The organism is Agrobacterium pusense (assembly GCF_013285525.1).
GTDB classification, from domain to species: Bacteria; Pseudomonadota; Alphaproteobacteria; order Rhizobiales; family Rhizobiaceae; genus Agrobacterium; species Agrobacterium pusense.
This window is the reverse complement of the sequence record NZ_CP053856.1, coordinates 1711501-1737608: the sequence shown is the minus strand read 5'-3', so window position 1 is coordinate 1737608 and position 26108 is coordinate 1711501. Positions and strand designations below refer to the sequence as shown.

General features: G+C 59.0%; 21 protein-coding genes and 1 tRNA gene. 9 read left to right on the top strand and 13 right to left on the bottom strand.

Annotation, left to right across the window (positions count from 1 at the left end; all coding sequences use genetic code 11):
* The first annotated feature begins 67 nt into the window (after positions 1–67).
* Together rpoD and HQN82_RS08545 are read left to right on the top strand one after the other, a co-directional pair.
* On the top strand, positions 68–2122 hold the full coding sequence (gene rpoD, locus HQN82_RS08550) for an RNA polymerase sigma factor RpoD (protein ID WP_004442883.1): 2055 nt from the start codon (positions 68–70) through the stop codon (positions 2120–2122).
* Between the two features lie 194 nt (positions 2123–2316).
* Entirely contained in the window at positions 2317–3234 is a 918-nt protein-coding gene (locus tag HQN82_RS08545; RefSeq protein ID WP_004442882.1) for a DUF930 domain-containing protein, read from the top strand.
* Positions 3235–3312: 78 nt separating this feature from the next.
* On the opposite strand, the gene HQN82_RS08540 is transcribed toward HQN82_RS08545, so the two are convergent.
* Positions 3313–5865 (bottom strand): HWE histidine kinase domain-containing protein, encoded by a 2553-nt coding sequence (locus HQN82_RS08540; RefSeq protein WP_173614758.1) that lies wholly within the window; start codon positions 5863–5865, stop codon positions 3313–3315.
* Between the two features lie 253 nt (positions 5866–6118).
* Here HQN82_RS08540 and HQN82_RS08535 point away from each other — a divergent pair, with 253 nt between their 5' ends.
* Together HQN82_RS08535 and HQN82_RS08530 are read left to right on the top strand one after the other, a co-directional pair.
* On the top strand, positions 6119–6541 hold the full coding sequence (locus tag HQN82_RS08535) for a secondary thiamine-phosphate synthase enzyme YjbQ (RefSeq protein ID WP_173614757.1): 423 nt from the start codon (positions 6119–6121) through the stop codon (positions 6539–6541).
* 150 nt (positions 6542–6691) lie between these two features.
* Positions 6692–7027 carry a hypothetical protein gene (locus HQN82_RS08530; protein WP_107339162.1) on the top strand — a complete coding sequence of 112 codons (336 nt, stop codon included), beginning with the start codon at positions 6692–6694 and terminating at the stop codon, positions 7025–7027.
* A gap of 155 nt (positions 7028–7182) precedes the next feature.
* Here HQN82_RS08530 and HQN82_RS08525 read toward each other — a convergent pair whose 3' ends face one another.
* Complete coding sequence (locus HQN82_RS08525; protein ID WP_037089833.1) at positions 7183–7926, bottom strand: SIMPL domain-containing protein; 744 nt, start codon at positions 7924–7926, stop codon at positions 7183–7185.
* 177 nt (positions 7927–8103) lie between these two features.
* Here HQN82_RS08525 and HQN82_RS08520 point away from each other — a divergent pair.
* A tRNA-Ile gene (locus tag HQN82_RS08520) sits at positions 8104–8179 on the top strand.
* 177 nt (positions 8180–8356) lie between these two features.
* Here HQN82_RS08520 and HQN82_RS08515 read toward each other — a convergent pair.
* Both HQN82_RS08515 and HQN82_RS08510 read right to left on the bottom strand, forming a co-directional pair.
* Positions 8357–8722, bottom strand: a complete 366-nt coding sequence (locus tag HQN82_RS08515) for a hypothetical protein (RefSeq protein WP_004442874.1) — start codon at positions 8720–8722, stop codon at positions 8357–8359.
* A 211-nt stretch (positions 8723–8933) separates the two neighbouring features.
* Positions 8934–9566, bottom strand: a complete 633-nt coding sequence (locus HQN82_RS08510) for an outer membrane protein (RefSeq protein ID WP_022556638.1) — start codon at positions 9564–9566, stop codon at positions 8934–8936.
* Between the two features lie 436 nt (positions 9567–10002).
* Between HQN82_RS08510 and HQN82_RS08505 the strand changes: the two genes are divergently transcribed.
* Positions 10003–10455: a hypothetical protein gene (locus HQN82_RS08505; protein WP_004442872.1), complete on the top strand. Its 453-nt coding sequence runs from the start codon at positions 10003–10005 to the stop codon at positions 10453–10455.
* A gap of 199 nt (positions 10456–10654) precedes the next feature.
* Complete coding sequence (locus HQN82_RS08500; protein ID WP_034498853.1) at positions 10655–11215, top strand: dual specificity protein phosphatase family protein; 561 nt, start codon at positions 10655–10657, stop codon at positions 11213–11215.
* Positions 11216–11345: 130 nt separating this feature from the next.
* Here HQN82_RS08500 and HQN82_RS08495 read toward each other — a convergent pair whose 3' ends face one another.
* The gene (locus tag HQN82_RS08495; protein ID WP_162699400.1) at positions 11346–12605 is read right to left on the bottom strand and encodes an AGE family epimerase/isomerase; all 1260 of its coding nucleotides are present in this window, start codon (positions 12603–12605) and stop codon (positions 11346–11348) included.
* Between the two features lie 179 nt (positions 12606–12784).
* On the opposite strand from HQN82_RS08495, the gene metH reads away from it, so the two are divergent.
* Positions 12785–16558: a methionine synthase gene (gene metH / locus HQN82_RS08490; RefSeq protein ID WP_142184897.1), complete on the top strand. Its 3774-nt coding sequence runs from the start codon at positions 12785–12787 to the stop codon at positions 16556–16558.
* 69 nt (positions 16559–16627) lie between these two features.
* Here metH and HQN82_RS08485 read toward each other — a convergent pair whose 3' ends face one another.
* The 8 genes from HQN82_RS08485 to HQN82_RS08450 form a co-directional block, all read right to left on the bottom strand.
* Complete coding sequence (locus HQN82_RS08485) at positions 16628–17959, bottom strand: MFS transporter (protein ID WP_112766582.1); 1332 nt, start codon at positions 17957–17959, stop codon at positions 16628–16630.
* A 77-nt stretch (positions 17960–18036) separates the two neighbouring features.
* On the bottom strand, positions 18037–18813 hold the full coding sequence (locus tag HQN82_RS08480) for an AAA family ATPase (RefSeq protein ID WP_112553945.1): 777 nt from the start codon (positions 18811–18813) through the stop codon (positions 18037–18039).
* Between the two features lie 58 nt (positions 18814–18871).
* Complete coding sequence (locus HQN82_RS08475; RefSeq protein WP_112554331.1) at positions 18872–19915, bottom strand: zinc-dependent alcohol dehydrogenase family protein; 1044 nt, start codon at positions 19913–19915, stop codon at positions 18872–18874.
* 95 nt (positions 19916–20010) lie between these two features.
* Positions 20011–21069, bottom strand: coding sequence for an ABC transporter ATP-binding protein (locus tag HQN82_RS08470; protein ID WP_004442863.1), 1059 nt, complete (start codon positions 21067–21069; stop codon positions 20011–20013).
* Between the two features lie 12 nt (positions 21070–21081).
* Positions 21082–21864 carry an ABC transporter permease gene (locus HQN82_RS08465; protein WP_004442862.1) on the bottom strand — a complete coding sequence of 261 codons (783 nt, stop codon included), beginning with the start codon at positions 21862–21864 and terminating at the stop codon, positions 21082–21084.
* Positions 21861–22745, bottom strand: coding sequence for an ABC transporter permease (locus HQN82_RS08460; RefSeq protein ID WP_037089843.1), 885 nt, complete (start codon positions 22743–22745; stop codon positions 21861–21863). Before HQN82_RS08460 ends, HQN82_RS08465 begins: the two co-directional genes overlap by 4 nt.
* Before the next feature lie 100 nt (positions 22746–22845).
* Positions 22846–23952, bottom strand: coding sequence for an ABC transporter substrate-binding protein (locus HQN82_RS08455; RefSeq protein ID WP_006697730.1), 1107 nt, complete (start codon positions 23950–23952; stop codon positions 22846–22848).
* Positions 23953–24240: 288 nt separating this feature from the next.
* A complete protein-coding gene (locus HQN82_RS08450; protein WP_173614756.1) occupies positions 24241–25119 on the bottom strand; it encodes a MurR/RpiR family transcriptional regulator in 879 nt (292 codons plus the stop codon).
* A 174-nt stretch (positions 25120–25293) separates the two neighbouring features.
* On the opposite strand from HQN82_RS08450, the gene HQN82_RS08445 reads away from it, so the two are divergent.
* On the top strand, positions 25294–26067 hold the full coding sequence (locus HQN82_RS08445; RefSeq protein WP_004442857.1) for an N-formylglutamate amidohydrolase: 774 nt from the start codon (positions 25294–25296) through the stop codon (positions 26065–26067).
* The last annotated feature ends 41 nt before the right edge of the window (positions 26068–26108 follow it).

Sequence of the window (26108 nt, the reverse complement as noted above, 5' to 3'; positions counted from 1 at the left end):
GGATGCTCAAGGGGCGGACGGCGATGCGGCGGAACAGGTGTTAGCGTCAGGGAAAGCGACGAGATAGATGGCAACCAAAGTCAAAGAAAACGAAGAAGCAGAAAACGAACGCGACGGTGCGACGGACGGCCCGCTTCTCGACCTTTCGGATGACGCGGTCAAGAAAATGATCAAGGCCGCCAAGAAGCGCGGCTATGTGACGATGGACGAGCTGAATTCGGTCCTGCCGTCCGAAGAGGTGACCTCCGAGCAGATCGAAGACACGATGGCGATGCTGTCCGACATGGGCATCAACGTGATCGAGGACGAGGATGCCGAGGAAGCCGCCGGTGGCGATGACGACGGCGATTCCGACGGTGACGATTCCGAGGGTGGCGAACTTGCGCCTTCCAGCGGCACCGCGCTTGCGACCGCCAAGAAGAAAGAACCAACCGACCGCACCGACGACCCCGTGCGCATGTATCTGCGCGAGATGGGTTCTGTTGAGCTTCTGTCGCGCGAGGGCGAAATCGCCATCGCCAAGCGCATCGAGGCCGGCCGCGAGACGATGATTTCGGGCCTGTGCGAAAGCCCGCTGACGTTCCAGGCGCTTATCATCTGGCGCGACGAACTCAACGAAGGCACCACGCTGCTGCGCGAGATCATCGATCTCGAAACGACCTATTCCGGCCCGGAAGCCAAGGCTGCGCCGCAGTTCCAGAGCCCGGAAAAGATCGAGGCCGACCGCAAGGCCGCCGAAGAAAAGGAAAAGACCCGCAAGCTGCGTGCTCCGACCGGTGACGAGGATGTCACCGATGTTGGTGGTGACGGCCTGCCGCCGGAAGAGGAAGAAGAGGACGACGACGAGTCCAATCTTTCCCTTGCCGCGATGGAAGCCGAACTGCGTCCGCAGGTCATGGAAACGCTCGACACCATTGCCGACACCTACAAGAAGCTGCGCAAGCTTCAGGATCAGCAGGTGGAAGCGCGTCTGGCCTGCACCGGTACGCTTTCTTCCGGCCAGGAGCGCCGTTACAAGGAATTGAAGGATCAGCTGATCACGGCCGTGAAGTCGCTTTCGCTGAACCAGAACCGCATCGACAGCCTTGTCGAGCAGCTCTACGACATTTCAAAGCGTCTGATGCAGAACGAAGGCCGGCTGCTGCGCCTTGCGGAATCCTATGGCGTCAAGCGCGACAGCTTCCTCGAGCAGTATCACGGTGCGGAACTCGATCCGAACTGGATGAAGTCGATCGCCAATCTGGCCGCCCGCGGCTGGAAGGAATTCGCCCGCGAAGAAAGCAACACGATCCGGGAAATCCGCCAGGAAATCCAGAACCTCTCCACGGAAACCGGCATTTCCATCGCCGAATTCCGTCGCATCGTTTCGATGGTGCAGAAGGGTGAGCGCGAAGCGCGCATCGCCAAGAAGGAGATGGTCGAGGCCAACCTGCGTCTCGTGATCTCGATTGCGAAGAAGTATACGAACCGTGGTCTGCAGTTCCTCGATCTCATTCAGGAAGGCAATATCGGCCTGATGAAGGCGGTGGACAAGTTTGAATACCGTCGCGGTTACAAGTTCTCGACCTATGCGACATGGTGGATCAGACAGGCGATCACCCGCTCGATTGCTGACCAGGCCCGCACGATCCGTATTCCGGTGCACATGATCGAAACGATCAACAAGATCGTTCGCACCTCGCGCCAGATGCTGCACGAGATTGGCCGCGAGCCGACCCCGGAAGAGCTGGCCGAAAAGCTGGCCATGCCGCTGGAAAAGGTGCGCAAGGTTCTGAAGATCGCCAAGGAGCCGATCTCGCTCGAAACCCCCGTGGGTGACGAAGAGGATTCGCATCTCGGTGACTTCATCGAGGACAAGAACGCGCTGCTGCCGATCGACGCCGCCATTCAGGCGAACCTGCGTGAAACGACCACCCGCGTATTGGCCTCGCTGACACCGCGTGAGGAACGTGTTCTGCGCATGCGCTTCGGCATCGGCATGAACACGGACCATACGCTGGAAGAGGTCGGCCAGCAGTTCTCGGTTACGCGAGAACGTATTCGCCAGATCGAGGCGAAGGCGCTGCGCAAGCTGAAGCACCCAAGCCGCTCGAGAAAGCTCCGCAGCTTCCTCGACAGCTAAGCTTTTGCTTCCTTTAAAATTGAACCCGGTCAGTCAGCTCTGGCCGGGTTTTTTGTTTTCCGCACTGGCGAACTCTGCGACAAGCCCTATGTGTGAGGCAGGCGATCCGCTTCCGCTGGATATGTCCGGGTTCGATTTGGTTCAGTAAGATGCAACAGGTTTCGGCAGGAAGGTGGCGGTGGAAGGGATGGGCTATGCCCGTCTCCGTTCTTCTGCATCTTGTCGTCGTGGCGATTTTCCTTTTCGAATTGCCGGAGCGTGTAGCCGAGCCGCAGGAACCGGAAAGCATCAGCGTCGATCTGGTGCCACCGCCTGAGGAAAAAAAGGCAGAAGAGGCCCCGCCGCCCGGTGAGGAGAAGGCGAAAGAGGAAAAACCGCAACCTCCGCCACCACCTCCCGCGCCACCGGCTGAAGAAGCGAAACCGGTGCCGCAACCGCAGGCGACGTTGCCTTCCATCGCCATGCGGCCGGAAGAGGCGCAGGCAGATCCTGAGGACAAGGCCGGCAAGACTGAAGAAGCGGAAAAGACACAGCCATCCGCAGAACCGCCGCGCGAGCCCGAGAAAGCGGCCGAGGAAAAGCCTGCGCCCGCCGCCGCCAACAGCGACCTCAAGGTTTCCGCCGAGCAGGGAGAGATCGCGGTTGCGCCGATGAAAGAAGAAGCGTCACCGGAGCAGCCGCCAGTACCGCAACCAAAGCCGCCTGAGGAAAAGCCTTCTGAGGCAAGGGAAAACAAGCCCGCGAAACTTCCTGCGGCTAAGAGTTTGCTTTCATCGGCTCTACTGACACCGGCGCAGAGACGGCAGATGTTTGGCGATCTACCGCCGCGGCGTCGTATCGTGCAGCTTTGCCAAGCGGAAGCACTGGCCCAAATAAGACAGGTTTACGCTGATACCCGCGGCATGTATGGCTTTTCCGACACGGGCGGACGTATATCGGGCAATGTTCTTGACGCGACTGGCGGCGCATTCAACGTCGGCGACGTCTGGCGCGATGTCACGTTTCAATGCGAGGTGGATGTCGATAACTATGCAGTGACGGCCTTCAGAATTAAGATGGGGGACGTCATCACGCCAGCTGAAGCAAGGAAACGGGGTTTCACCGGTCGGTAGCAGATCGGTCGCCGAATTAAAAAATGATCCGCCCTCCAAATGCACGGAAAACCTCGGTTGACGTTTGTCACTTGTCGCTCAAACGCGCTCCGTATCGCCCACCAAAACCCCGATCCCGGCCATCAGAGCATCCTCATCATAGGGCTTCCTGATAACCGGAACAGCGCCGAATTCATCCGGCACCATGCTGCCATCGGCGTAGCCGGTAGCGAACATGAACGGGATGCCACGGCGGTGAAGTTCCCGGGCGACGGGAATGGAGGTGTCCGAACCGAGATTGATGTCGAGAATTGCCACGTCAGGCACATAGCTTTTCAGCTTTTCGATTGCCATCGCAGACGAAGTCGCCGTTTCGATGGTTTTGATGCCGTTATCCTCGAGCATGTTTTCGACGTCCATGGCGATCAGCATCTGATCTTCGACGAGTAATATTTTCAACGGCTCCTCCCGGTTATAGCGGCTGGATTGCCGCGCGGGCTCATTTTCTGTGGGTACTTCGACACTTTCGTTGGCTGACGAGACATGACGGAAGGGCAGCATAATTTCTGCCTCCAATCCATCGGGCAAATAGCGCAACGTACTGCGTCCGCCGAGATCGTAAGGAATGCTGCGGCTGATCAGCGCCGTGCCGAAGCCGGCGCGGGATGGCGTCGGCAGTTTGGTGGTCAGCACTTCCCGCCACTCGATTTCGCAATCGCGGTTTTCGTTGACCCACCAGCACACATGCAATTGCCCACCGTTCTGCGAAAGCGCGCCGTATTTGGCGGCGTTCGTCGCCAGTTCGTGCAGAACGAGCGCCATGACGGAGAAGGCGCGCGAATCAAGTGTGACGTGGGGACCTTCGAGTTTCACCGTCGTTTCCGGGGAACGATGCGGCGACAATTCCGCGTCGAGAAGATCGCGCAGCGCGCCGCCGCCTTCGCCTCGGATGATCTGATCATGGGCAAAGGACAAGGCTTGAATACGGCCCTTCAGGGCAGCCACATATTCCTGCAGGGTCTTGCCTTCCTGTGAGGGATTGCCGACCAGCGATTTGATGATGGCGAGAACATTCTTGACGCGGTGGTTGAGCTCCTCGTTCAACATGCGCTGGCGCACTTCGGCGCGTTCCCTTTCGCCGGCCATTAGCTCGCTGTGATGGAAGGCGACCTCGACCAGCGCAATTCTGGCGGCTTCCGCTATTTCCCGGTCATCTTCCGACCAGGGCTGCGCCCTCTGATGCACCGTCTCTTTCCAAATCGCGAAACTCTTGCGTGGTGTGAGACGGTCCCCCATCGGGCCGGTTTCATAAGATTTTTCCGGATTGCCGGCCCAGTTCAGATTTTGCACGATCTCTTTGCGGAAAAACAGGAGATAGTCCTGTTTCACCTGAGAAAGTGGGATGGCGAGCATTCCAGCTGCCGTGTCGGCGTAGATTTCCGCCTCAGGTATCGCCTGCGACAGCGCATGGGTCGCCCAGACCCTGCCTTCCGAAGCCGAGGCGACGAAACGCGCGAGCCTTGGAATGGCGTCATGCGGTGGTGTTGCGCCATGGCCGTGCCAGTTGTTGTCTACCCAGAGACCGACACCATCACACGGCATCAGATCGGCAAAATCCTGAAAACTGTCGATCAGCAGTTCTTCGATATTGGCGTGGTGCGCGGCGAGCCGCAGGAAGCGATCGAGCGCGGCATGGGCATGGTTGACGGTGTCCAGCCGACGTTTTTGCTTGAGGACCTGCAAATGCATGGAGAAGAATTCTCCAAACATTTCAGCGGCAATCCTTACCGGCATGGTCAGGACACGCGGGGAATAATGGTGACAGGCGATCAGACCCCAGAGGGCGCCATCGACGATCACCGAAATCGACATGGAAGCGGCGACGCCCATATTGCGAAGATACTCGCAATGGATGGGAGAGACGCTGCGCAGATGCGCGAAAGAGAGGTCGAGCGGTTCGCCGGAGATATCGAGGGCGGGCAACACGGGAATTCGTGTGCCGCTGGCATCAGAGATAATGCGGAGCGTGTTCTTGAGATAAAGCGTGCGGGCCTGCTGGGGTATGTCGCTGGCGGGGAAATATTGGCCGAGGAAGCTTTCCAGTTCCGGTTGCTTTGCTTCCGAGACCACCTTGCCGGCTCCATCTTCCTCAAAGCGGTAAATCATTACCCGGTCGTAGCCAAGCGTCGCCTTTACCAGCCTGGTCGTTCTGGAGATGAGGCTTTCCACGCTGTCCGCCTCGCGAATGCGATCCACCATCTTGCGTGCGGTGCCCAGGGGCTGGGTTTCGCTGCGGGACGGTTCGAATTCGATGATCGTGGTGGATTTGTAGCGGTGGAGCGAAATGTCGAAGCTTCGGCCGTCGCCCATTTCCGTTGCGGGCAACATGGCCGGGCGCGTTGTCCTCCCGGTTACAGTCAGCGCGTTGCGGAGGTTGTGTACGAGGTCCTTGCCCAGAACCTCTTCGGCGGTCCGGCCATTGATATCGCCTTCCACACCCAGAATGTCGCAGCAATTTGCCGAATGCCGCAGCACCATGCGCAAAGCGTTATCGCAGGCGATGAGACAGCCATGGGGTTGAATATAGCCGGGGATATGGATGGGCTCGCGGTCGCAATTGGTCAGATCGACACGATAGTCAGTGGGTGCCATGAGAAAGTCTTTCGCACCCTGTGTCAGTCCTGCGCTGTAAATGCCGTGTTTGTCTATGGAAGGGATAGCCTGGATAATTCATTATTATATTGCCAACCCTTCCCCGTTTTATGCAACTGCAGTGGCGGTTTTCCGTTCTGCTGTCATGGGCTGTTATCGCCCTGTCGTCTTATACTTATCGCCATCGGATAGAATTTGACATGGTGCAACGTTCGCAGCGCCGATTTTGTTCCCGACTATTTGAAAGAAAAACGTGCCACAGAAGAAAATAATCATCTCAACCAACGGCCAGGGCCTTTACGAGTTTACCTCTGAAGCAAAAGGCTTCGTAAATCAGGCCGGCGTAACGGAAGGCTTGCTGACAGTCTTTGTCCGGCACACGTCCTGTTCCCTGCTCATCCAGGAAAATGCCGATCCCGACGTCCGACGCGATCTCACGGAGTTTTTCTCCCGTCTCGTCCCGCCTTCGAGCGATCCTTCCATGCGGTGGGTTGTCCACACTCTGGAGGGGCCAGACGACATGCCCGCCCACATCAAATCGGCGCTCACGATGGTTTCCATCGGCGTTCCCATCACGGATGGCAGGCTCGTGCTTGGCACCTGGCAGGGCCTTTATCTCTTCGAACATCGCGATCAGTCGCATCGGCGCGAAGTCGTGCTGCATATCTCGCCGTGATGTGCGGATCCTGATCGGGGTGTGCGCGTTAACCACCCTGAACGCCTGCTGAACATTCGGTTCTGCTGATATTCAGATGGGCGAGTCTAGGGTCTCGTCAATCGCCGGGGGATGTTCCCCCGACGTCAAAGAAACAAACGGAGTGAGTTCATGTTCAGCACCTTCGCAAAAGCCGGCCTGGCTGCCCTCATCGCCCTTGGTGGTATTTCCGTCACCGCTCCAGCTGCTTCGGCCGGCTCGGATGTACAGTTCCGAGTTCAGGTTCAGGATGGTTATGGTCATCGTCCCGGCTGGGGCCGCCCGGATCGCCCGCGCCGTGGCTGCTCGCCCTGGCTTGCGGAAGAAAAGGCAAGCCGCATGGGTCTTCGCCGCGCGCGTGTTGTTGATGTATCTCCGCGCCGCGTCGTCGTTGCAGGTTTTGACCGCCACGGCCGTGACCGCGTCGTATTCGCCAATGAGCGCGGCTGCCCGGTAATCCGCCGCTAACGGCAGCGATCCTGATCGATCTGCCGGCATCCCCGTCCCGGCAGATGGACAAAACGCCCCTCGCTTCCTGAACGGTAGCGAGGGGCGTTTCATTTTATCTGTGCTATGGCGGAGGCCGAGCCGGTGCGGGCGACCCAAAAGCCGCCCCTTGCCGATTATTGCTCGAGCGCGAAGGTGACGTTGACCACAACGCTGTAGCTGTTTTCACCAGAGGCAATCGGGACACTGTCCGCTTCCTTCGCCATGGAGGCGCGCATCATGGCCTGCGGCACCGGCATCGGGCGCTGCGAGTTTTCGGTGATCTGGATGACACGGCCGAGCTTTACGCCAGCAGCTTCCGTCAGGGTCTTGGCCTTGGAAAGAGCGTCTGCCACGGCCTGTTTGCGAGCCTCGGTGACGGTGGCTTCAGGCTTGTCGTTGGTGAAGCTGATGTCTCCACCCTGGTTGATGCCGAGCTTGACGGATGTATCGAGGATCGCGCCGAGCTTCTTCAGGTCCCGCACCCGCACGGTCAGGCCGTTGGATACCTGGTAACCGGTGATTTCGGGAGCGACATAGACGCCGTCCTTTGGCTCATAATGCTTGTAAAGCGGCTGCACCGAGAAGTTGCTGGTCTGCAGGTCACGATCTTCGATCGCCGCCTCCTTCAGCGCCTTCAGAACATCGGCCAGCGCCTTTGAATTTTCCGAAAGAGCGGCCGCCGCGGTCTCTGCCTGCTTGACGACGCTGAACGACAGGATTGCCATATCAGGAGCGATGGCCGCCTGGCCTTCGCCGGAAACGCTGATTGTGGCTTCACGCGGGGTGGCCTCCTGCGCGAGCAACTGGCCGGAGAGCGGCATCATGGCTGCTGCTGTCATTGCGCTAAGTGCAAAAAGGCGGGCCGATTTTGTCTTCATGGTGTTTCCTCGTTGATTGAGTCCCTTGAACGGGTATTGCCTTAGATTGTGTAGCTAATACGGCGGCACTGTTTGCAAAAGCATCAATGGCTTGTCGGGCTGTAAAAATTGCGTTAGAGCGTGACCACCGGATTCGAACCATTGCGAAACCGGTGTTTCGGATAGCGTTTTCCGAAGGGGCCTGTAGCTCAATGGTTAGAGCCGGCGGCTCATAACCGCTTGGTTGGGAGTTCGAGTCTCTCCAGGCCCACCATTTTTCTTTTTTTATCAGATGGTTGTTGATTTTCTGTGCTGATCGCAGGGGTGCTGTCGCGCCTCACGCAGTATCGGTGAGAGCGCGTGGTGGGGATGAAAATCGTATCCCGCCATCTCATTCGCTGATAGCAGCCCGGCTTGCCATTTGAAGCAAACCGGGCCGCAGGATCGGACATTAGTTGCAGACCCGCATGCTTTCGGTGTGCCAGCCGCCGTCATAGGAATTCGGAACCCGCCGGTCTTCAAACCAGCAGCGCGGCGGCGGCGGTGGCGGTTCGTAATAACGGGGGCCGCTATTATTGGCGATGGCGCCGCCGATCAGCCCACCGATGACGCCTGCGGCGAGGCCTCCGGCAATGGCTGCGCCATCATTGTGGCGACGGTGTTCGCGATAGGGCGGTGGCGGCGGGCCGCCACGGTCGTAACCCCGATCGTAACGCGGACGGTAGGGATAGTCCTGCGCGCTGGCGCTGCCATAGGATGCGAAGATGCTGCCAGTGGCAACAAGCGCGGCAATCGTGGAAAGAATTATCTTTTTCATCGGGCTACTCCATAAGCCTGCTTCGGGAGATAGAGGCTCATTATGCCCGCATGATGGCACGGAACTGCTGAACGGCTTGTGAATGTTTCATTTTTACGCAGTTCATATTGTTCCGTTTTTTCGCAGAGCGGATCGTAGCCTGCGCTGGGCTTCTGCAACGAAAAAAGCCCGGCGGATGGCCGGGCTTCGGGTCTACAAAATTCGATTGTGATCAGAACTTCACGCCGAGGCCCACCTTGACGGTGTGCTGGTCAAGGTCGGTATTGATGCCAAATATGTCCTTGTCGCCGTAATCGTTGTAACGATATTCCAGCCTGCCGAAGACATTGTCGGTGAAGGCGTAATCCAGACCTGCGCCAACCGTGTAGCCGTTGAAGGTGGCGCTATCCTTGCCGGCGCCGGGGGTGTCGATGAAGCCGCGTGTGGCGGTCCAGCCGGCGGTGCCATAAAGCAGGGCGCGATCGAAGGCATAACCAACGCGGCCACGAACGGACCCTTGCCAGTCGGTGCCAATGTTCACACCCGCATAATCATTGTCATTCCAGTTATAGTCGACGTCACCCTCGATGCCGAGAACAAAATTATTGTCGAACTGGTAATTGTAGCCGGCGAAGGCGCCGAGAATGCCGCCATCGAAATTATCCGAGCCTATGGGGGCACCGGCCGAAAAATCACCATTTGCCCAGCCCGCGCCACCTTGAATACCAAGATAAGGACCAGACCAGGTGAAGACCGGCAACGTTTCCTGTGCGACCGGAGGCGCCGGTGTTTCGTAGACGGCATCCGCGGCCATTGCGGTGCTGGCCGAAAGGGCCAGGAGCGACGTTACGATCAGCGTTTTCATCGTTTTCTCCCTGAGCTGACTGATATGTAGCATAGTTTAGTAACTTTTAATATGGGGTGGCTTTCGGCGGTGCCAAGGGGCGGCTTGTCGTCCCTGCCGGCTGGCCTACTTACCTCCATGCCGCGGCGTTTCGTGATGTCCCGCCATGCTGTTCTGATGCTGCGAACGTCTTCGGCGGCGTTTGGTTCCCTTCGCCGTTCTTTCTGAGGACCGCAATGCCGGCGCTATCGGTCACGCTTGGTTGTCTTGACACCGGGGGGAGCACCCATAGAGTTGTGGCTGACGGCTGCGATGCCGGTGCTTCGCGCCATATGCTAGAGGCTTGAGCCGCCGTCGAGATAATACCCCAACGACCGCCTCGCGCGGCCGTTTGTGGCTGGAAGGGCAGGGGAGGGCAGAAACGTATGGAGCTTTATTTTAGCGGAGGAGGGGCGACGTGATTGTCGGAGCCGTTCTCAGCGCCATTCTTCTCCTCACCCTTATTGCATTTCCGCGGCATCTCAAACCAGTGGTCATCTGCCTGCTCCTGATATGGGCCGGCACGGCTGCCTTTGTCATTTACGACTGGCGTCGCAGCAGCCAGCGGCTGGAGCATATCGTCGCGACTGCCGGGTTCGAGGCCGCCTGTCCGGACCCTGCATTGCCCATTCGCGTCAGCTTCCGCAATGATAACAATGTCGCGGTGCAGCGTCTGACCTACACGCTGGAGGGATTCGAACCGGCCTTTCGAGCTTCCGTATCGTTCGATCCCTATCAGGTGAGCGAAAGGCGGATCGAAGCCGGGGAAACCTTCGCCGCCTGCCGGACATTTCGCCTGCGCAACAACGAGCGGGTGGAACCGCAAAGGCTGGAGTGGCGGGTTACCGTCATTTCCGCCGAGTTTGATTGAAGAGATCACACCGGTGCCGGCAATCACGGTATTTTGAGAATTTATGCTTGGGTCCAAAGGCCCTGCATTGCAACCGCTCCATGGGCCTGCCGTGCCCCGGCTGCGTGCGAAGCGCACGGGCCGCGACGGGGCGTGACTTGTTTTCGCCGGTTTGCGGTGTCATCTGCCACACATTGGATTGATGTCGCGGGTTGATGTTTTGCGTATTTTTCTGAAGTTTTTGAAGATCACGGCTATTGGCCTCGTTGCCCTCCCGGTTTTGGCCGGCGCACATATGGGCATCGGCCAGCTGACGGGGAATTTTCACGAGGTCATTCCCGGCGAGCTTTATCGTTCGGCTCAGCCGAGTGGCAAGGACATCGCCGCTTACGCCAAGGCCTATGGCATCAAGACCATCATCAACCTGCGCGATGAAAAGCGTGAAGCCTGGTATGATACCGAAAGCAAGGCCGCGAAAAACAACGGCATCCGGCTGGTCGACTATCCGCTGAGCTCAAGCGAGAAAGTCTCGGTGGAAGATTCAGAAACGCTGGCGGCGGTGCTGCGCAACGCGGAAAAGCCTGTTCTCATCCATTGCGAACATGGCGCGAACCGCACCGGGCTTGCCTCTGCGATCTATGTGGCCGCCGTGGCAGGCAAGAGCGAGGCGGCCGCCGAGTTTCAACTTTCGCCCTATTACGGCCATGTGCCGATCCCCGGCATCGGGCGTTATGAAATGTATCAGTCCTGGGATGACTTCGAGGAAACCATCGGGTTCTGACTGCTGCTTTATCCTCGGCCCAATGCCGGGGATCTAACCGCGTTGCGTCCGGCCGATAGGCTGCAGATGCCCGGGACAAGCCCGAGCATGACAGTGGAGAAGTCTTCGAACGCCGTTGCGAACAACGCGCTTAATAAACCCCGCCGCTTTCCCCGATCACCCTTGTCAGGCTGCCCGTAGCCGGGAAAAGCGGGATGAGGCAGGCCTGGAGGGCGTGGTATATATCACCCTTGCCGGGGAACAGCGTGTGAGCGGGAACCAGATTTTCCGTCAGTTCCTCATGCCAGCCGCCATTTTTATGGTCGATGAAGCTGTTGGCGATGGTGCTCCAGATGCGGCGGTAGCTGTCTTCATAGAAAGGGTCCGCCGGCAGGTTCTCGTTGAGAAAATGAGCCGCACCCGCCGCTTCGCACATGGGCCACCAGAGCTTTGCCCGCTTGTCGGGATTGTCGTTCCAGTCGAGCGTATAAAAGAAGCCGCCTTTTTCCCGATCCCAGCCAAGCGCCATGGACTGCACGAACAGCGATTTGGCGGCCACCGGCATCCAGTCGTGGCGGCGATCACCCAACACCCAAAGCTGGAGGAGGAGGCGCGCCCATTCCAGCCAATGGCCGGGGGTGGAGCCGGAGGGACGGAACATCTCGTTGCCGCGATAGTCCTTGTCGAGTGTCCAGTTGTCGTCGAAATGCTCCGGAACCCGGAAATCCAGTTCACCGGCGCGACGGCGGATGAGAAGATCGGCGATGCGTTCGGCCTTGCCGAGGTAGTTTTTGTCGCCGGTCACCTCATAGGAGGCCATCAACGCTTCGGTCAGATGCATATTGGAATTCTGGCCGCGATAATTATCGATGGGCGACCAGTCGCGGTTGAATTCCTCGGCGATCGCGCCGTGTTTTTCTTCCCAGAAACGGGTTTCCAGCACTTCGGTAATATCGGCCAGCATCTGGTCGGCGAGCGGGTGGCCGACGGTCTTGGCGGAGGAGGCGGCCAGAAGCACGAAGGCATGGCCGTAACCCTGCTTGGTGGCGTCCACGGGGCCGGCATCGTTAACCTGCCAGAAATAACCGCCATGCTCGCTGTCGCGATGCCTGTTCCAGAGATAGGTCATGCCGTGGTCGACAATATCGCCACAGCCCGGACGGCCGAGCAGATGGCCGATGGAGAAGCAATGCACCATGCGCGCGGAGGCATGGATGCCGCGCACGGGATCGTTTGCCTGCAACGGCGCGCCCTTGACATCGAGATCGAAGAAGCCGCCGGCAGGATTGAGCGCCCGGTACTGGAAGAAGTCGAAAAGCCCCTCGGCCTGTTTTACCAGCCACTGGCGGTGCCAGGGCAGGGTATTCCAGTTTCGGCTGTTGTGATCGTCCTCAGACATCGCGTCCTCCATGCGGTTTGCTGCTTCGGCTTATATCCTTGCCGTATAAACCTGTCATCTGTCAGCGATATTTCGTAACGTGACGCAACGACGCAAAGCCATGCCTGTCCCTTGAAGATATATTGACATAAACATATCTTTATGTGACTTGACGACTTGCGATCTTGCAAATCGAAATGAGGAGTGTGCCCGTGTTTGACGATCTGTTTGGCCCTGAGGGGGCAAAGCGCGACGGCGCGGAAATTTTCAAGGCGCTGCGCGAAGCCGCCAGCGAGCGCATCCTCATTCTCGACGGCGCCATGGGCACGCAGATTCAGGGTCTCGGTTTTGACGAAGATCATTTTCGTGGTGACCGCTTCATCGGCTGCGCCTGTCACCAGAAAGGCAATAACGACCTTCTGATTCTGACCCAGCCGGACGCTATCGAAGACATCCACTATCGCTACGCCATGGCGGGTGCGGATATTCTCGAAACCAACACGTTTTCCTCGACCCGCATCGCGCAGGCCGATTACGAGATGGAAAATGCCGTCTACGACCTCAACCGCGAGGGTGCGCAGATCGTCCGCCGCGCCGCCCAGCGCGCCGAGCGGGAAGATGGCCGCCGCCGTTTTGTCGCTGGCGCCATCGGCCCCACCAACCGTACGGCCTCGATTTCGCCAGATGTCAACAATCCCGGTTACCGCGCCGTCAGCTTTGACGATCTGCGTATCGCCTATGGCGAGCAGATCGACGGCCTGATCGATGGCGGCGCCGATATCATCCTCATCGAGACGATCTTCGATACGCTGAATGCAAAGGCGGCGATCTTCGCCTGCGAGGAGCGTTTCGAGGCCAAGGGCATCCGCCTGCCGGTCATGATCTCGGGCACGATCACAGACCTATCCGGCCGCACGCTTTCCGGCCAGACGCCGTCTGCCTTCTGGAATTCGGTGCGCCACGCCAACCCCTTTACCATCGGCCTTAACTGCGCACTCGGTGCGGATGCCATGCGTCCGCATCTGCAGGAATTGTCCGATGTCGCCGATACCTTCGTCTGTGCCTATCCGAATGCAGGCCTGCCGAACGAGTTCGGGCAATATGACGAAACGCCTGAGATGATGGCGCGTCAGGTGCAAGGCTTTGCCCGCGACGGTCTCGTCAACATCGTCGGCGGTTGCTGCGGCTCGACGCCGGAGCATATCCGGGCGATTGCCGAAGCGGTGAAGGATTACAAGCCGCGCCCGATCCCTGAGCACAAGCCCTTCATGTCGCTTTCGGGCCTTGAGCCCTTCGTGCTGACCAAGGACATTCCCTTCGTCAACGTCGGCGAGCGCACCAACGTCACCGGCTCGGCCAAGTTCCGCAAGCTTATCACCGCCGGTGATTACACGGCGGCGCTGGCCGTTGCCCGCGATCAGGTGGAAAACGGCGCGCAGATCATCGACATCAACATGGATGAAGGCCTGATCGATTCCGAAAAGGCGATGGTGGAGTTTTTGAACCTCATCGCTGCCGAGCCCGACATCGCCCGCGTGCCTGTCATGATCGACTCGTCGAAGTTCGAGATCATCGAGGCCGGTCTGAAATGCGTTCAGGGCAAGTCGATCGTCAACTCGATTTCGCTGAAGGAAGGCGAGGAGAAGTTTCTCCAGCAGGCGCGGCTCGTCCACAATTACGGCGCGGCAGTCGTTGTCATGGCCTTTGACGAGGTGGGGCAGGCGGATACCTATCAGCGCAAGGTGGAAATCTGCGCGCGGGCCTACAAGCTGCTGACCGAAAAGGCCGGGCTGGCGCCTGAGGACATCATCTTCGATCCGAACGTCTTTGCTGTCGCGACCGGTATCGAGGAGCACAATAATTACGGCGTTGATTTCATCGAGGCCACCAAGACCATCCGCGAAACCATGCCGCTTACGCATATTTCCGGTGGCGTTTCCAACCTTTCCTTCTCCTTCCGCGGCAATGAACCGGTGCGCGAGGCGATGCATGCCGTGTTCCTGTATCACGCCATCCAGGTTGGCATGGATATGGGCATCGTCAACGCCGGTCAGCTTGCGGTTTATGACAATATCGACCCGGAGCTTCGCGAGGCCTGCGAGGACGTGGTGCTGAACCGCCGCGATGACGCGACCGAACGCCTGCTGGAGGTCGCGGAGCGTTTCCGGGGCACGGGCGCCAAGGATACCAAGGTTCAGGATCTTTCCTGGCGTGAGCTGCCCGTCGAGAAAAGGCTGGAGCACGCGCTGGTCAACGGCATCACCGACTATATCGAGGCCGATACGGAAGAGGCGCGCCAGAAGGCGGAGCGTCCGCTGCACGTCATCGAAGGGCCGCTGATGGCCGGCATGAACGTGGTGGGCGACCTCTTCGGTTCGGGCAAGATGTTCCTGCCGCAGGTGGTGAAATCTGCCCGCGTGATGAAGCAGGCTGTGGCGGTGCTTCTTCCTTACATGGAAGAAGAAAAGCGCCTGAACGGCGGCGAAGAGAAGAAGGCGGCCGGCAAAGTGCTGATGGCGACCGTCAAGGGCGATGTGCACGATATCGGCAAGAACATCGTCGGCGTCGTGCTCGCCTGCAACAATTACGAGATCATCGATCTCGGCGTCATGGTGCCGACGACGAAAATCCTCGAAACGGCAATCGCCGAAAAGGTGGATGTGATCGGCCTTTCCGGCCTCATTACGCCGTCGCTGGACGAGATGGTGCATGTGGCCGCAGAAATGGAACGGCAGGGTTTCGACATCCCGCTGCTAATCGGTGGCGCCACGACGAGCCGTGTGCATACGGCGGTAAAAATTCATCCGCGGTATGAGCAGGGGCAGGCGATCTATGTGACCGACGCCTCGCGCGCCGTGGGCGTCGTGTCGGCGCTTCTCTCCGCCGAGCAGAAGCCGGCTTATATCGACGGTATTCGCAGCGAATATGCCAAGGTGGCAGAGGCTCACGCCCGCAACGAGCGTGAGAAGCAGCGCCTGCCGCTTTCCCGCGCCCGCGAGAATGCGCACAAGATTGACTGGTCGAGCTATAGCGCCGTCAAGCCACAATTCTTCGGCACAAAGGTATTCGAGACCTATGATCTGGAAGAGCTTTCTCGCTATATCGACTGGACGCCGTTTTTCCAGACCTGGGAATTGAAGGGCCGCTTCCCCGCGATTCTCGATGACGAGAAGCAGGGCGAGGCGGCGCGTCAGCTCTATAGCGATGCGCAGGCGATGCTGAAGAAGATCATTGAGGAGAACTGGTTCCGGCCGCGCGCGGTGATCGGCTTCTGGCCGGCTAATGCGGTGGGCGACGATATCAGGCTATTTACCGATGAGAGCCGCAATGAAGAGCTGGCGACCTTCTTCACGCTGCGCCAGCAGCTTTCCAAGCGAGACGGACGTCCCAATGTGGCGCTGTCCGATTTCGTCGCGCCTGTCGATAGCGGTGTTGCCGATTATGTCGGCGGCTTCGTGGTAACGGCGGGTATCGAGGAAGTGGCGATTGCCGAGCGTTTCGAGCGGGCGAATGACGATTATTCGTCCATCCTCGTCAAGGCGCTGGCCGACCGTTTCGCGGAGGCCTTCGCCGAGCGCATGCATGAGCGGGTGCGTAAGGAGTTCTGGGGTTATGCACCGGATGAGGCTTTTGCCGGTGATGAGCTGATTGGAGAGGCCTATGCCGGTATCCGCCCGGCACCTGGCTATCCGGCCCAGCCCGACCACACCGAAAAGAAGACGCTGTTTGCCCTGCTCGACGCCACCAATGCGGCGGGCGTGGAATTGACGGAAAGCTACGCCATGTGGCCGGGCTCTTCCGTGTCGGGCATCTATATCGGCCACCCCGAAAGCTATTATTTCGGCGTTGCCAAGGTGGAGCGTGATCAGGTGCTGGATTATGCGCGCCGCAAGGATATGCCGGTTGAGGAAGTGGAGCGCTGGCTCGGCCCTGTGCTCAACTACGTGCCGACGAACGGCGAGGAGAAAATCGATAGCGCGGCCTGATGGTTCACGCATTGCCGGGACAAATAAAAAGCGCGGGTCTTGCCCGCGCTTTTTTGTTTACTGTGGAACCTATGACCGCAACGCCGCCAGTTCCTCAATGCCGACATGGCTCTCTATCTCGCTGCCGCGCAGATAGAGGTAGAGACCGATCGCGAAGGCGAGGACGGCGATGAAGACCAGATACCAGGCGTGGGCCATGGGGTTGATCGCAAGCGCCGTCGTCACGCCGATCGGCGTCAGCCCGCCAAAGACGGCATAAGAGACGTTGTAGGCGAAGGAGAGGCCGGAGAAACGGACGGATGCCGGGAACGCCCGCACCATGACGTAGGGCACCGCACCGGCCATGCCGACCGAAAGGCCCATGACGCCGTAAAGCACGAACATGGTCTGAAGCGAGGTGCCGGCGTAGCTGTAGAAGGTGAAGGTGGCGATGCCGAAGAAGATGCTGGCGCCCATGAAGAAGAGGCCGGAGCCGATACGGTCGATCAGCGCGCCGGCAATGATGACGCCGAAGATCAGGAACAGCGTGCCGAAGCTGGTGCCGGCGAGCGCCTGCGTTGGCGTATAGCCGTAGAGCTTTTGCAGGAAGGTCGCCGTCATCAGCGTGGTGACGACGATTGCCGCTGACAGAACCCAGGTCAGCAGGGCGGAGATGATCACGCCGCGCATATGGTGCTTCAGCACCAGCCCGAGCGGCAGCTTGTCCGTAAGTGACTTCGACTTCTTCATTTCCATGAAGATCGGCGTCTCTTCCAGCCAGCGGCGCAGATAAACGGCGATGAGGCCGAAAATGCCGCCGAGCAGGAAGGGGATGCGCCAGGCGTAACCGGCCACGTCTTCCGGCGTGAAAAGCGAATTGATGGCAAAGGCGATCAACGAGCCCAGCATGATGCCAAAGGAAAGACCGGAGGTGAGGAAACCACAGGCGAGGCCGACGCGGCGGAAGGGCACGTGTTCGGCAACGAAGGTCCAGGCGCCGGGCACTTCACCGCCGATGGCGGCACCCTGCAGCATGCGCAGGATGATGAGCAGGATGGGAGCGGCCACGCCAATGGTGGCGTAGGTCGGCATCAGTGCCATGCCCAGCGTGGAAAGAGCCATCAAGAGGATCGAGAAAGCGAAGACACGCTTGCGGCCGTAACGGTCGCCATAATGCGCCAGTACGATACCGCCCAGCGGCCGCACCAGATAACCGGCGGCAAAGATGCCGAAGGTCTGGATCATCACCAGCCAATCCGGCATCTCAGGCGGGAAGAACAGATGGCCGATCACGGTCGCGAAAAATACGAAAATGATGAAGTCGTAAAATTCGAGCGCACCGCCCAGGGCCGAAAGGCCGAGCGTTTTGTAATCCTGGCTATTGAGGGGCCGGGCTGCCGCCGGTGTGGTGGTGGGAGACATGAGGCTGCTTCTTTTCTAAATTTCGTATTACTTATGGGAATGCGGCAAGCGCAGCGCGATTTCAAGCCTTATGCTGTTCAATCACTCAGGTATTTCGATGGGCTGTCGAGAAAGCGCCGCAGGAAGATTATGGTCTCCAACTCGTCATAAAGACGTTCGGTGATGCCATCCTCGTCGAAATGATAAATCGTTGCCTCTGGAATGGCCAGAAGGACGGGCGAATGGGTGGCGATGATCAATTGCCCGCCTCGATCGGCCGCATGGCGGATGAGCGCGGCGAGTTCGAGCTGTTTCTGCATTGAAAGCGGGCTTTCCGGTTCATCCAGAAAATAAAGACCGGCACCGTGCAACCTCTGCTGCATGATGTCCATAAACCCTTCGCCGTGGGAACGGCGGTCGAGTATATTGTTCCTGACGATCCTGCGAAATGTCTCGGGCGTCTCCTCCGGAAAATCCTCGCCTTTTTTCAGTGCCTTATCCCGCTCCCAGCGAAAATCGTCCAGCGCTTCCTCATTCTGGCGGCGGATATAACCAAGCACGTCTTCGGCGCGCAGAAACATGCGGATTTTCGGATATTTCTTGCGGGCGAAATAGAACGACTTCGCCACGGTCTCGGCGTGCTGAAGGTAAAGGTCGCCGGTTACCTGACCGTGATTGCCGATGGCATAGGCAGTCATTCCCGCCGCCAGTCCTTCCAGCAGTGTTGATTTGCCCGAACCGTTATTGCCGGCGAAAAAGGTGATCGGCGTCTTGAACTCAAGACGTTGCAGATGGCGCAGCGCAGGGACGGAGAAGGGGTAGACGTCGCTTCCGTCGAGGTTCTCTTTTGTGGTTACGCTATCGAGAAACAGCATGTTTGGCTCCTCCTGACGGAAGACACTTAAACGGTCACCGTGTCAAAAGCCATTATCCCTATTCGAAACGGTCGATGATGCTGATGCCGCTTTCCCTGAAGCTGTCCATGGCGGGCAAGGCAGCTGCGGCCTCGGTCAGGGAGATGTGGCGGCCGATCAGCTTTTCTGGCGCGAGCCTGCCGCTTTCGATCATGGCCAGCATATCGTCGTAACGCCACGCCTGCATGCCGTGACTGCCGTAGATTTCCAGCTCGTGGGCGATCACCCGGGCCATAGGGATGGCGGGCATGGCGTGGTCTGCCAGCATGAGGCCCACCTGCACGTGACGGCCGCGCCGACGCAGATTGCTGATGGAGTTGCAGCAGGTTTGCGGGTGACCCAGCGCATCGACCGAAACATGTGCACCACCGCCAGTGATCTCGCGCACCGCTTCGGAGACGTCGGCCACGGACCGGCTGTTGATGGTGGCCGTTGCGCCGAGCTGACGGGCCATTTCGAGCTTGTCTTCGGCGATGTCGATGGCGACGACCTGCGCACCGAGGCCGGCGCCGATCATAATGGCAGACAGGCCGACGCCGCCGCAGCCATGCACCGCCAGCCATTCACCGCCCTTCAGGCGTCCCTGATCGGTCACTGCCCGGAAGGAGGTGGCAAACCGGCAGCCGAGGCCGGCCGCCGTTGCGTAGCTCATCGCATCGGGCAGATGCACGAGGTTCTGATCGGCGTAATCGATCGCGACATACTCGGCGAAGGAGCCCCAATGGGTGAAGCCGGGCTGGAACTGCGCCTCACAGACCTGCTGGTTGCCGGAGCGGCATTCGTGGCAATGGCCGCAGCCTGAGACGAAGGGAACGGTGACGCGATCACCGGTCTTGAAACGGGTGACGTTCTTGCCGACAGCGGCAATCACCCCGGCGAATTCGTGGCCGGGAACATGCGGCAGGCGAATATCCGGGTCATGTCCCATCCAACCGTGCCAATCGCTTCGGCAAAGGCCGGTGGCCTTTACCTCGATGACCACACCGCCATCTGTCGGTTCCGGATCCGGCAGGGACGCGACAACGGGGGTCTCACCGAATCGTTCGTAATAAAGCGCGCGCATCATGGCCTCACATCGTTGGTATGCAGGTTCGAAGTCATACCTGCTCTACCATCTCCCGCAAATGGGCGAAGCGGTTTTGCGTCTGGAAAAGCGTTTTAGTCCTTGATGAGCATCAGGTCGCCGGCTGCGAATTTCAGCGTGACCTGCTCACCGACGGCGGGCGGTGCTGTGCCGGGATCGTTGAACATGTCGAATGACAGAGTGGATCCGCCGAGATCGAGGCGGGTGCGGATGACCGAGCCGAGGAACTGGCTGGAGGTGACCGTGCCGGAAATGGCGACATCGCCTTTCGCGTCGCTGCCGAGCGAACCCGCTTCAGGGCGCAGGGCAAGGGTGATTTTTTCGCCATTTGCCGCATTGACCGGCTTTTGCAGGGTGATCTGCTGCTCCCCGACCTGGATGGTGTTGGATGAGGAGTCCGCCACGATCGCGTCGATGAGGTTCAGCGTGCCCACGAAGGAAGCGACGAAGCGGGTCGCGGGCGTGTTGTAGATATCGAAGGGCGAGCCGATCTGGTCGGCGCGGCCGGCATTCATGACAACGATGCGGTCGGAAATCGACAGGGCCTCTTCCTGATCGTGGGTCACGAAAATGGTGGTGATGCCGAGTTTCTGCTGAATCTGGCGGATTTCCTCGCGCAGCGAAACACGGATCTTGGCGTCGAGTGCCGAGAGCGGTTCGTCCAGCAAAAGCACTTCCGGCTTCGGCGCGAGCGCACGGGCCAACGCCACGCGTTGCTGTTGGCCGCCCGACATCTGGTAGGGATAACGGTCAGCCAGATGCTCCAGGTGGATGAGCTGGAGCATTTCTTTCACGCGCGCGTCGATTTCGGCTTTCGGTTTGCCTGCGACTTTCAGGCCGAAGGCGACGTTTTCATAGACATTCATGTTCGGGAACAGCGCATAAGCCTGGAACACCATGCCAATATTGCGCTGGTTGGGCCGGAGCGTTGTCTGGTCCTTGCCGTTGATGACGATCGACCCTCCGGTCGGGATTTCGAAACCGGCGATCATGCGCAGTACCGTGGTCTTGCCGCAGCCCGATGGCCCGAGGAAGGAGACGAACTCGCCCTTTTCGATGGCCATGTTGAAATCATGTACGACCTGGACGGAGCCGAAGGATTTCTTGATGTTGCTAAGTGTCAAAAAGCTCATGAAATATTGTCCTCAGGCCTTGGGAGGCGCGCCCTTCTGGTAGCGTGAAACGAGTTGGATCAGACCGAGGCAACCCCAGGTGATGCCGAAGGAAATCACGGCAAGCGCGGCCGGTTCATAGGCGCGGTTGGCACCCAGCAGCTGCATGTAGGGGCCGAAGGCCGGGCGGTTCAAAAGGGCTGCCATGGTGAACTCACCGATGACGATGGCAAAGGTCAGGAAGGCGCCCGACAGCACGGCGACCAGAACATTGGGCAGGATGATGCGCGAGAGGATGGTCGTCCAGCCCGCGCCAAGGCTCTGCGCCGCTTCCGTCAGGGTCGCCACGTCGATGGTTCTGAGGCCGGTATCGACGGCGCGGTACATATAGGGCAGGGCGAGCGTGGCATAACCGAACATCAGAAGCAGGTTGGTGCCGAAGCTCGTGCCGGTCAGCGGCAGCCAGCTGGAGGTGTTGTAAAGCCTGATATAACCGAAGACGATGACGATGGCCGGGATGACCAGCGGCAGAAGCGTGATGAATTCGATATAGGGGCGCAGGCCCGGCAGTTTCAGACGCACCCAATAGGCGGTCGGCACCACCAGCAGGACGCCGAAAATGATGGTGAACAGCGCCATGACGACGGAATAGCTGAAGGTTTCCTGGAAGCGCGGGTCGCCCAGCACCTTGGCATAAGCGTCGAAAGAATATTCGCCGCGCCGCATTTTCAGCGAGAAATTGGTCATGCCGATCAGCGGCAGGGCGAAATAGAGCAGGCCGAAAATCAGCGCGCCCCAGGCGAAGAAACGCTTCATTTCAGCCACCTTTCGCTGCGGGCGCGCAGCCAGATATAAAGTGCATTGGCAATGCCTGTCACGACGATCATGCCGAAGGCGAGCGCGTAACCGAGATGCGGATTGCCGAGAACGTCGCCGCGAATCTGCGCGAAGAGCAGGATCGGTACGATGTTGAGCGAGGAGCCGGTGAGCGCAATTGCGGTGGCCACTGCGCCGAAGGCATTGGCAAACAGCAGCGACATGGTGCCGAGCAGCGACGGCAGCAAGATCGGAAAGGCCACCATGCGCCAATATTGAAAGCCGGTGGCTCCGAGAATTTCCGCCGCTTCGCGCCATTCGCGCTTCAGGCCGTCAAGCGCGGGCGTGATGATGAGGATCATCAGCGGAATCTGGAAGAACAGATAGGTGACGGTGAGACCCCAGAAGGACAGGATGTTGAAGCCGAGCATCCTGAGATCGATGCCGACCTGCGTCTTCAGGAAGACGGTCAGGAGGCCGACCGGGCCAAGCGTGGCGATGAATGCGAAGGCAAGCGGTACCCCGGCGAATTGCGAGGCGACGCCTGAAAAGGTGAGAAGCGGTCCGCGGATACGCTGCGGCAGACCACCGAGCACTACGGCCGCGGCGACGGCAAAGCCGATGAGGCAGCCGAGCGCTGCAGAAGCGAGGCTGATCTTTATCGAGATCCAGTAGGCCGAAAGGATGGATGCGGTAAAAAGCCCTGCAATATTTTCAAGCGTGAAAGTTCCGTCTGTCCGCTGGAACGCGCCAACGACGATCTTCATCGTCGGCATAATCAGAAACAGCAGCACAAAAACGGCAAAAGGTACGACGCCTATCCAATGCAGCGGCAGCTTTCTGCGCGCGTCGGATGGTCCGCCGGTGTTGGTTGATGGCATCCTTGTCCCCAAACGCCGTTTTCAAACGGTCTGTCTATAAAGGTCTATATTATAAAAGAAGCACCCCGGCTTTGATCGGCCGGGGTGCGTTTTCAACAATTTACTTCACGTTCGCGCCGACAACGCTATCCCAGCCGCCAGTGACGGCCGCCTTGTTGGCATCGACTTCCTCGAGCGTCGGGAAGATCGCCTTTTCATAGGCTGCTGCCGGCGGCAGGCTGTCGATCAGGTCCTGCGGAACCTTGCCGGCCTTGACCATGGCGTTGAAGCGGATCGGGTGGCAATAACCCTTCAGCCAGCCGAGCTGACCGTCGTCGGAGTAGAGGTGCTCCATCCACAGCTTGGCAGCATTCGGATGCGGGGCGTAAGCGGAAATGCCCTGCACGTAAACACCGGCGAGAACGCCCTTCTCGGGAACGACGACTTCCGTCGGCGGGTTGTCGTTCAGCGTCTTCTTCCAGGACAGCGCATTATAGTCCCAGGCAACGATAATCGGCGTGGCACCCTGTGCAAGTGTACCGGCCTTGCCAATAGTCGGCAGGAAGTTGCCAGCCTTGTTGAGGTCGGCGAAATATTTCAGGCCGGCTTCACCGGCTTCCTTGCCGGATTTTGCTCCGGTTGAAAGACCGGCGGCGAGAACACCGAGGATAGCCTGGTTGGAGGCGCGCGGGTCACCCGCAAGCGCGACCTGACCGGAATAGTCAGCCTTCAGAAGGTCTGCCCAGTCCTTCGGCGTTTCCTTGACAAGATCCTTGTTCACGAAGAACGACATCACGCCGTAATAGTCGCCATACCAGTAACCTTCGGGATCCTTGACGTTGTCAGGAATTTCGTCCCAGGTGGAGACCTTGTAGGGCTGCAGCAGGCCTTCGGCCTTCATCTGCGGGCCGAAAGCAAGACCGACGTCAATGACGTCAGGCGCCTGCGGGCCCTTATTGTCCTTGTTTGCCTTGACTGCTTCGACTTCGTCGGCGGAGCCGGCGTCGGGGTTCAGTTCATTGACGGTGATTTCCGGATATTTCGCCTTGAAGGCGGCGATCACGTCGCCGTAACCACACCAGTCGTGCGGCAGGGCGATGGTGGTCAGCATGCCTTCCTTCTTGGCGGCGGCGATCAGTTCGGCGCTCGGCTCAGCGGCGGCAATAGCGGTGGAGGCGATGACCAGTGCGGTGGTTGTAGCAAGCAGTCGGCGGCAGTGAGAGATCACTTTTTTCTCCTCTTCGTGTTCTCATATTGCGGACGCTGATACGGATTCTCGATGAAGCTAATGTGACGGCTGGATGGCAATTCATTTATCCGGATTCCGCCACTTTAAACCCATTTTCCGCCATTATCGGGCTTTTTGCCAGCGATTGCGCGAGTTGACCGTTTTTGTCCATTAGACCAGATGCGTTCCCCAGCTTGGTTTTTCCCCTGCTTTATCGTGCTGGTAGCGATCGCAGGTATCCAATCAGCGTGCGGCATCGGCGTCAAGTCGTATGCCGGCTACGCATATTCACGTTCTATCAGGGCGTCGGAACAGGCGTGTCTGTTCAAACAGGCCCTCCAGTGCGTTCATGCGTTCCTTGGTTTCGTCCCACGTGCCGCTCTGCACCGCTTCGATCAGCGCCTCGACGACAAAAAGCGTAACGACAGACGAATCCCACGCGGACGGGGCCTCTATTTTGACCCGGAAAATATGCAGCGCATGACGCGCCACCGGCGATGTCCACTGGTCGGTAAAGAGGATGATCTGCACCCCATTTGCCTTGGCCACCTCTGCCAGCGTCGTCATATCGTGCTCGTAACGGCGGATGTCGAAAATGACGAGCACATCGCCGGCGCTCATATTCAGCATATATTGCGGCCAGGCGCTGGAGTTGGACGACATCAGCGTTGTCTTCCGCCGGATCACCTGCATGTGGGTGAAGAAATATTCGGCAATCGCACCGGTGATGCGCCCGCCGACGAAGTAGATGCTGCGCTTGCGGTCGGAAAGCAGCGCGGCGGCATTGTCGAAGACGGCGGTATCGAGATCCCCAAGCGTATCGCGCAGATTGCCGGTAATGGCGTCGGCGAAACGGTTGAGAATGTGCAGGCCCGGCGCATTGGTTGCCCAGCGGTCATGTTTGGCCACCGGACCGGAGATCGTCGCTTCCAGCTCCTGGTGCAGATGGGCCTGAAATTCGGGGTAGCCCTTATAGCCGAGCTTCTGCACCATCCGCGCCACTGTCGGGGTGGAAACACCGGCATTTTCGGCAATCGTGGTGATGCTGCCGAGGCCGGACACCGGATAATTGCCGAGCAGGCTTTCTGCCAGCCGTTTTTCGGAACGTGTCAGCGCGTCGTAATGGGCATGGATGACGTCCGACACGGTGGCCGCGGTGTTGCGCAAATCTTTCCCCTTCCGGTCTTTCTGCCGGTGTGTGGGCTAAAATAAACATCTCTGCCCGTGATTGAGTCAATGGAAAAATGAAGAGAAAATTTCAAAATTCCATTTGACACCCGCCATAATGTGAAGAATTCTTTTCGCCGTTAGGGAAGACGGTTTTCCGGGTGGGGTACGTGCATGACGGTGCGTTCGCGGTTTTTCACAGAAGCGGAAGGGCAGGCCGTTGGCATCGAGAATGCCGGTGCGGCGGGCGATGTCCTGCTCGTCTGCGAACATGCTTCGGCCACCGTCCCGCAAAGATTAGGCACGCTCGGCCTGTCGCCCGAGGTTCTTTCAAGTCATGTGGCATGGGACCCCGGCGCTCTGGCCGTTGCCCGTCTGCTTTCGGAGAAGCTCGACGCGACGCTCATTTATCAGAGGTTTTCCCGCCTGGTCTATGATTGCAACAGGCCCCCCGAATCGCCGTCCGCCATGCCGGTGAGAAGCGAAGTGTATGATATTCCCGGCAATTTCGACCTCACCGAAGCGGAGCGGTTTGCCCGAACGTCAGCGCTGTATGTGCCGTTTCACGACCGGGTGAGCGAGATCATCGCCGAGCGGCAGGCGAAGCGCCGCAAGGTGGTGGTGGTGACCATCCACAGTTTCACGCCGGTTTATCATGGCCGGTTCCGCGAGGTTGAGATCGGCATCCTGCATGATACCGACAGCCGTCTCGCTGACGCCATGCTGACAGGCGCCGAAGGGGCCTCGCTCACGGTCAATCGCAACGATCCTTATGGCCCGGAAGATGGCGTGACGCATACGTTGCGACTGCATGCGCTGCCGGACGGGCTTTTGAACGTCATGATCGAGATCCGCAACGATCTGATCGCCGATGAAGGAGAGCAGGCGAACATCGCCGCATTTCTACACGAGCTTATGGGGAAGGCACTCGCATCGATCGACGAGTGAGGGAGCAGGGGCCGGCCGATGGTGAACACACCGGGGTCAGG

Coding starts and splice junctions, on each gene's coding strand:
- rpoD (WP_004442883.1), top strand. CDS start 68: ATGGCAACCAAAGTCAAAGAAAACGAAGAAGCAGAAAACGAACGCGAC.
- HQN82_RS08545 (WP_004442882.1), top strand. CDS start 2,317: ATGCCCGTCTCCGTTCTTCTGCATCTTGTCGTCGTGGCGATTTTCCTT.
- HQN82_RS08540 (WP_173614758.1), bottom strand. CDS start 5,865: ATGGCACCCACTGACTATCGTGTCGATCTGACCAATTGCGACCGCGAG.
- HQN82_RS08530 (WP_107339162.1), top strand. CDS start 6,692: ATGTTCAGCACCTTCGCAAAAGCCGGCCTGGCTGCCCTCATCGCCCTT.
- HQN82_RS08525 (WP_037089833.1), bottom strand. CDS start 7,926: ATGAAGACAAAATCGGCCCGCCTTTTTGCACTTAGCGCAATGACAGCA.
- HQN82_RS08515 (WP_004442874.1), bottom strand. CDS start 8,722: ATGAAAAAGATAATTCTTTCCACGATTGCCGCGCTTGTTGCCACTGGC.
- HQN82_RS08510 (WP_022556638.1), bottom strand. CDS start 9,566: ATGAAAACGCTGATCGTAACGTCGCTCCTGGCCCTTTCGGCCAGCACC.
- HQN82_RS08495 (WP_162699400.1), bottom strand. CDS start 12,605: ATGGAGGACGCGATGTCTGAGGACGATCACAACAGCCGAAACTGGAAT.
- HQN82_RS08485 (WP_112766582.1), bottom strand. CDS start 17,959: ATGTCTCCCACCACCACACCGGCGGCAGCCCGGCCCCTCAATAGCCAG.
- HQN82_RS08480 (WP_112553945.1), bottom strand. CDS start 18,813: ATGCTGTTTCTCGATAGCGTAACCACAAAAGAGAACCTCGACGGAAGC.
- HQN82_RS08475 (WP_112554331.1), bottom strand. CDS start 19,915: ATGCGCGCGCTTTATTACGAACGATTCGGTGAGACCCCCGTTGTCGCG.
- HQN82_RS08470 (WP_004442863.1), bottom strand. CDS start 21,069: ATGAGCTTTTTGACACTTAGCAACATCAAGAAATCCTTCGGCTCCGTC.
- HQN82_RS08465 (WP_004442862.1), bottom strand. CDS start 21,864: ATGAAGCGTTTCTTCGCCTGGGGCGCGCTGATTTTCGGCCTGCTCTAT.
- HQN82_RS08460 (WP_037089843.1), bottom strand. CDS start 22,745: ATGCCATCAACCAACACCGGCGGACCATCCGACGCGCGCAGAAAGCTG.
- HQN82_RS08445 (WP_004442857.1), top strand. CDS start 25,294: ATGACGGTGCGTTCGCGGTTTTTCACAGAAGCGGAAGGGCAGGCCGTT.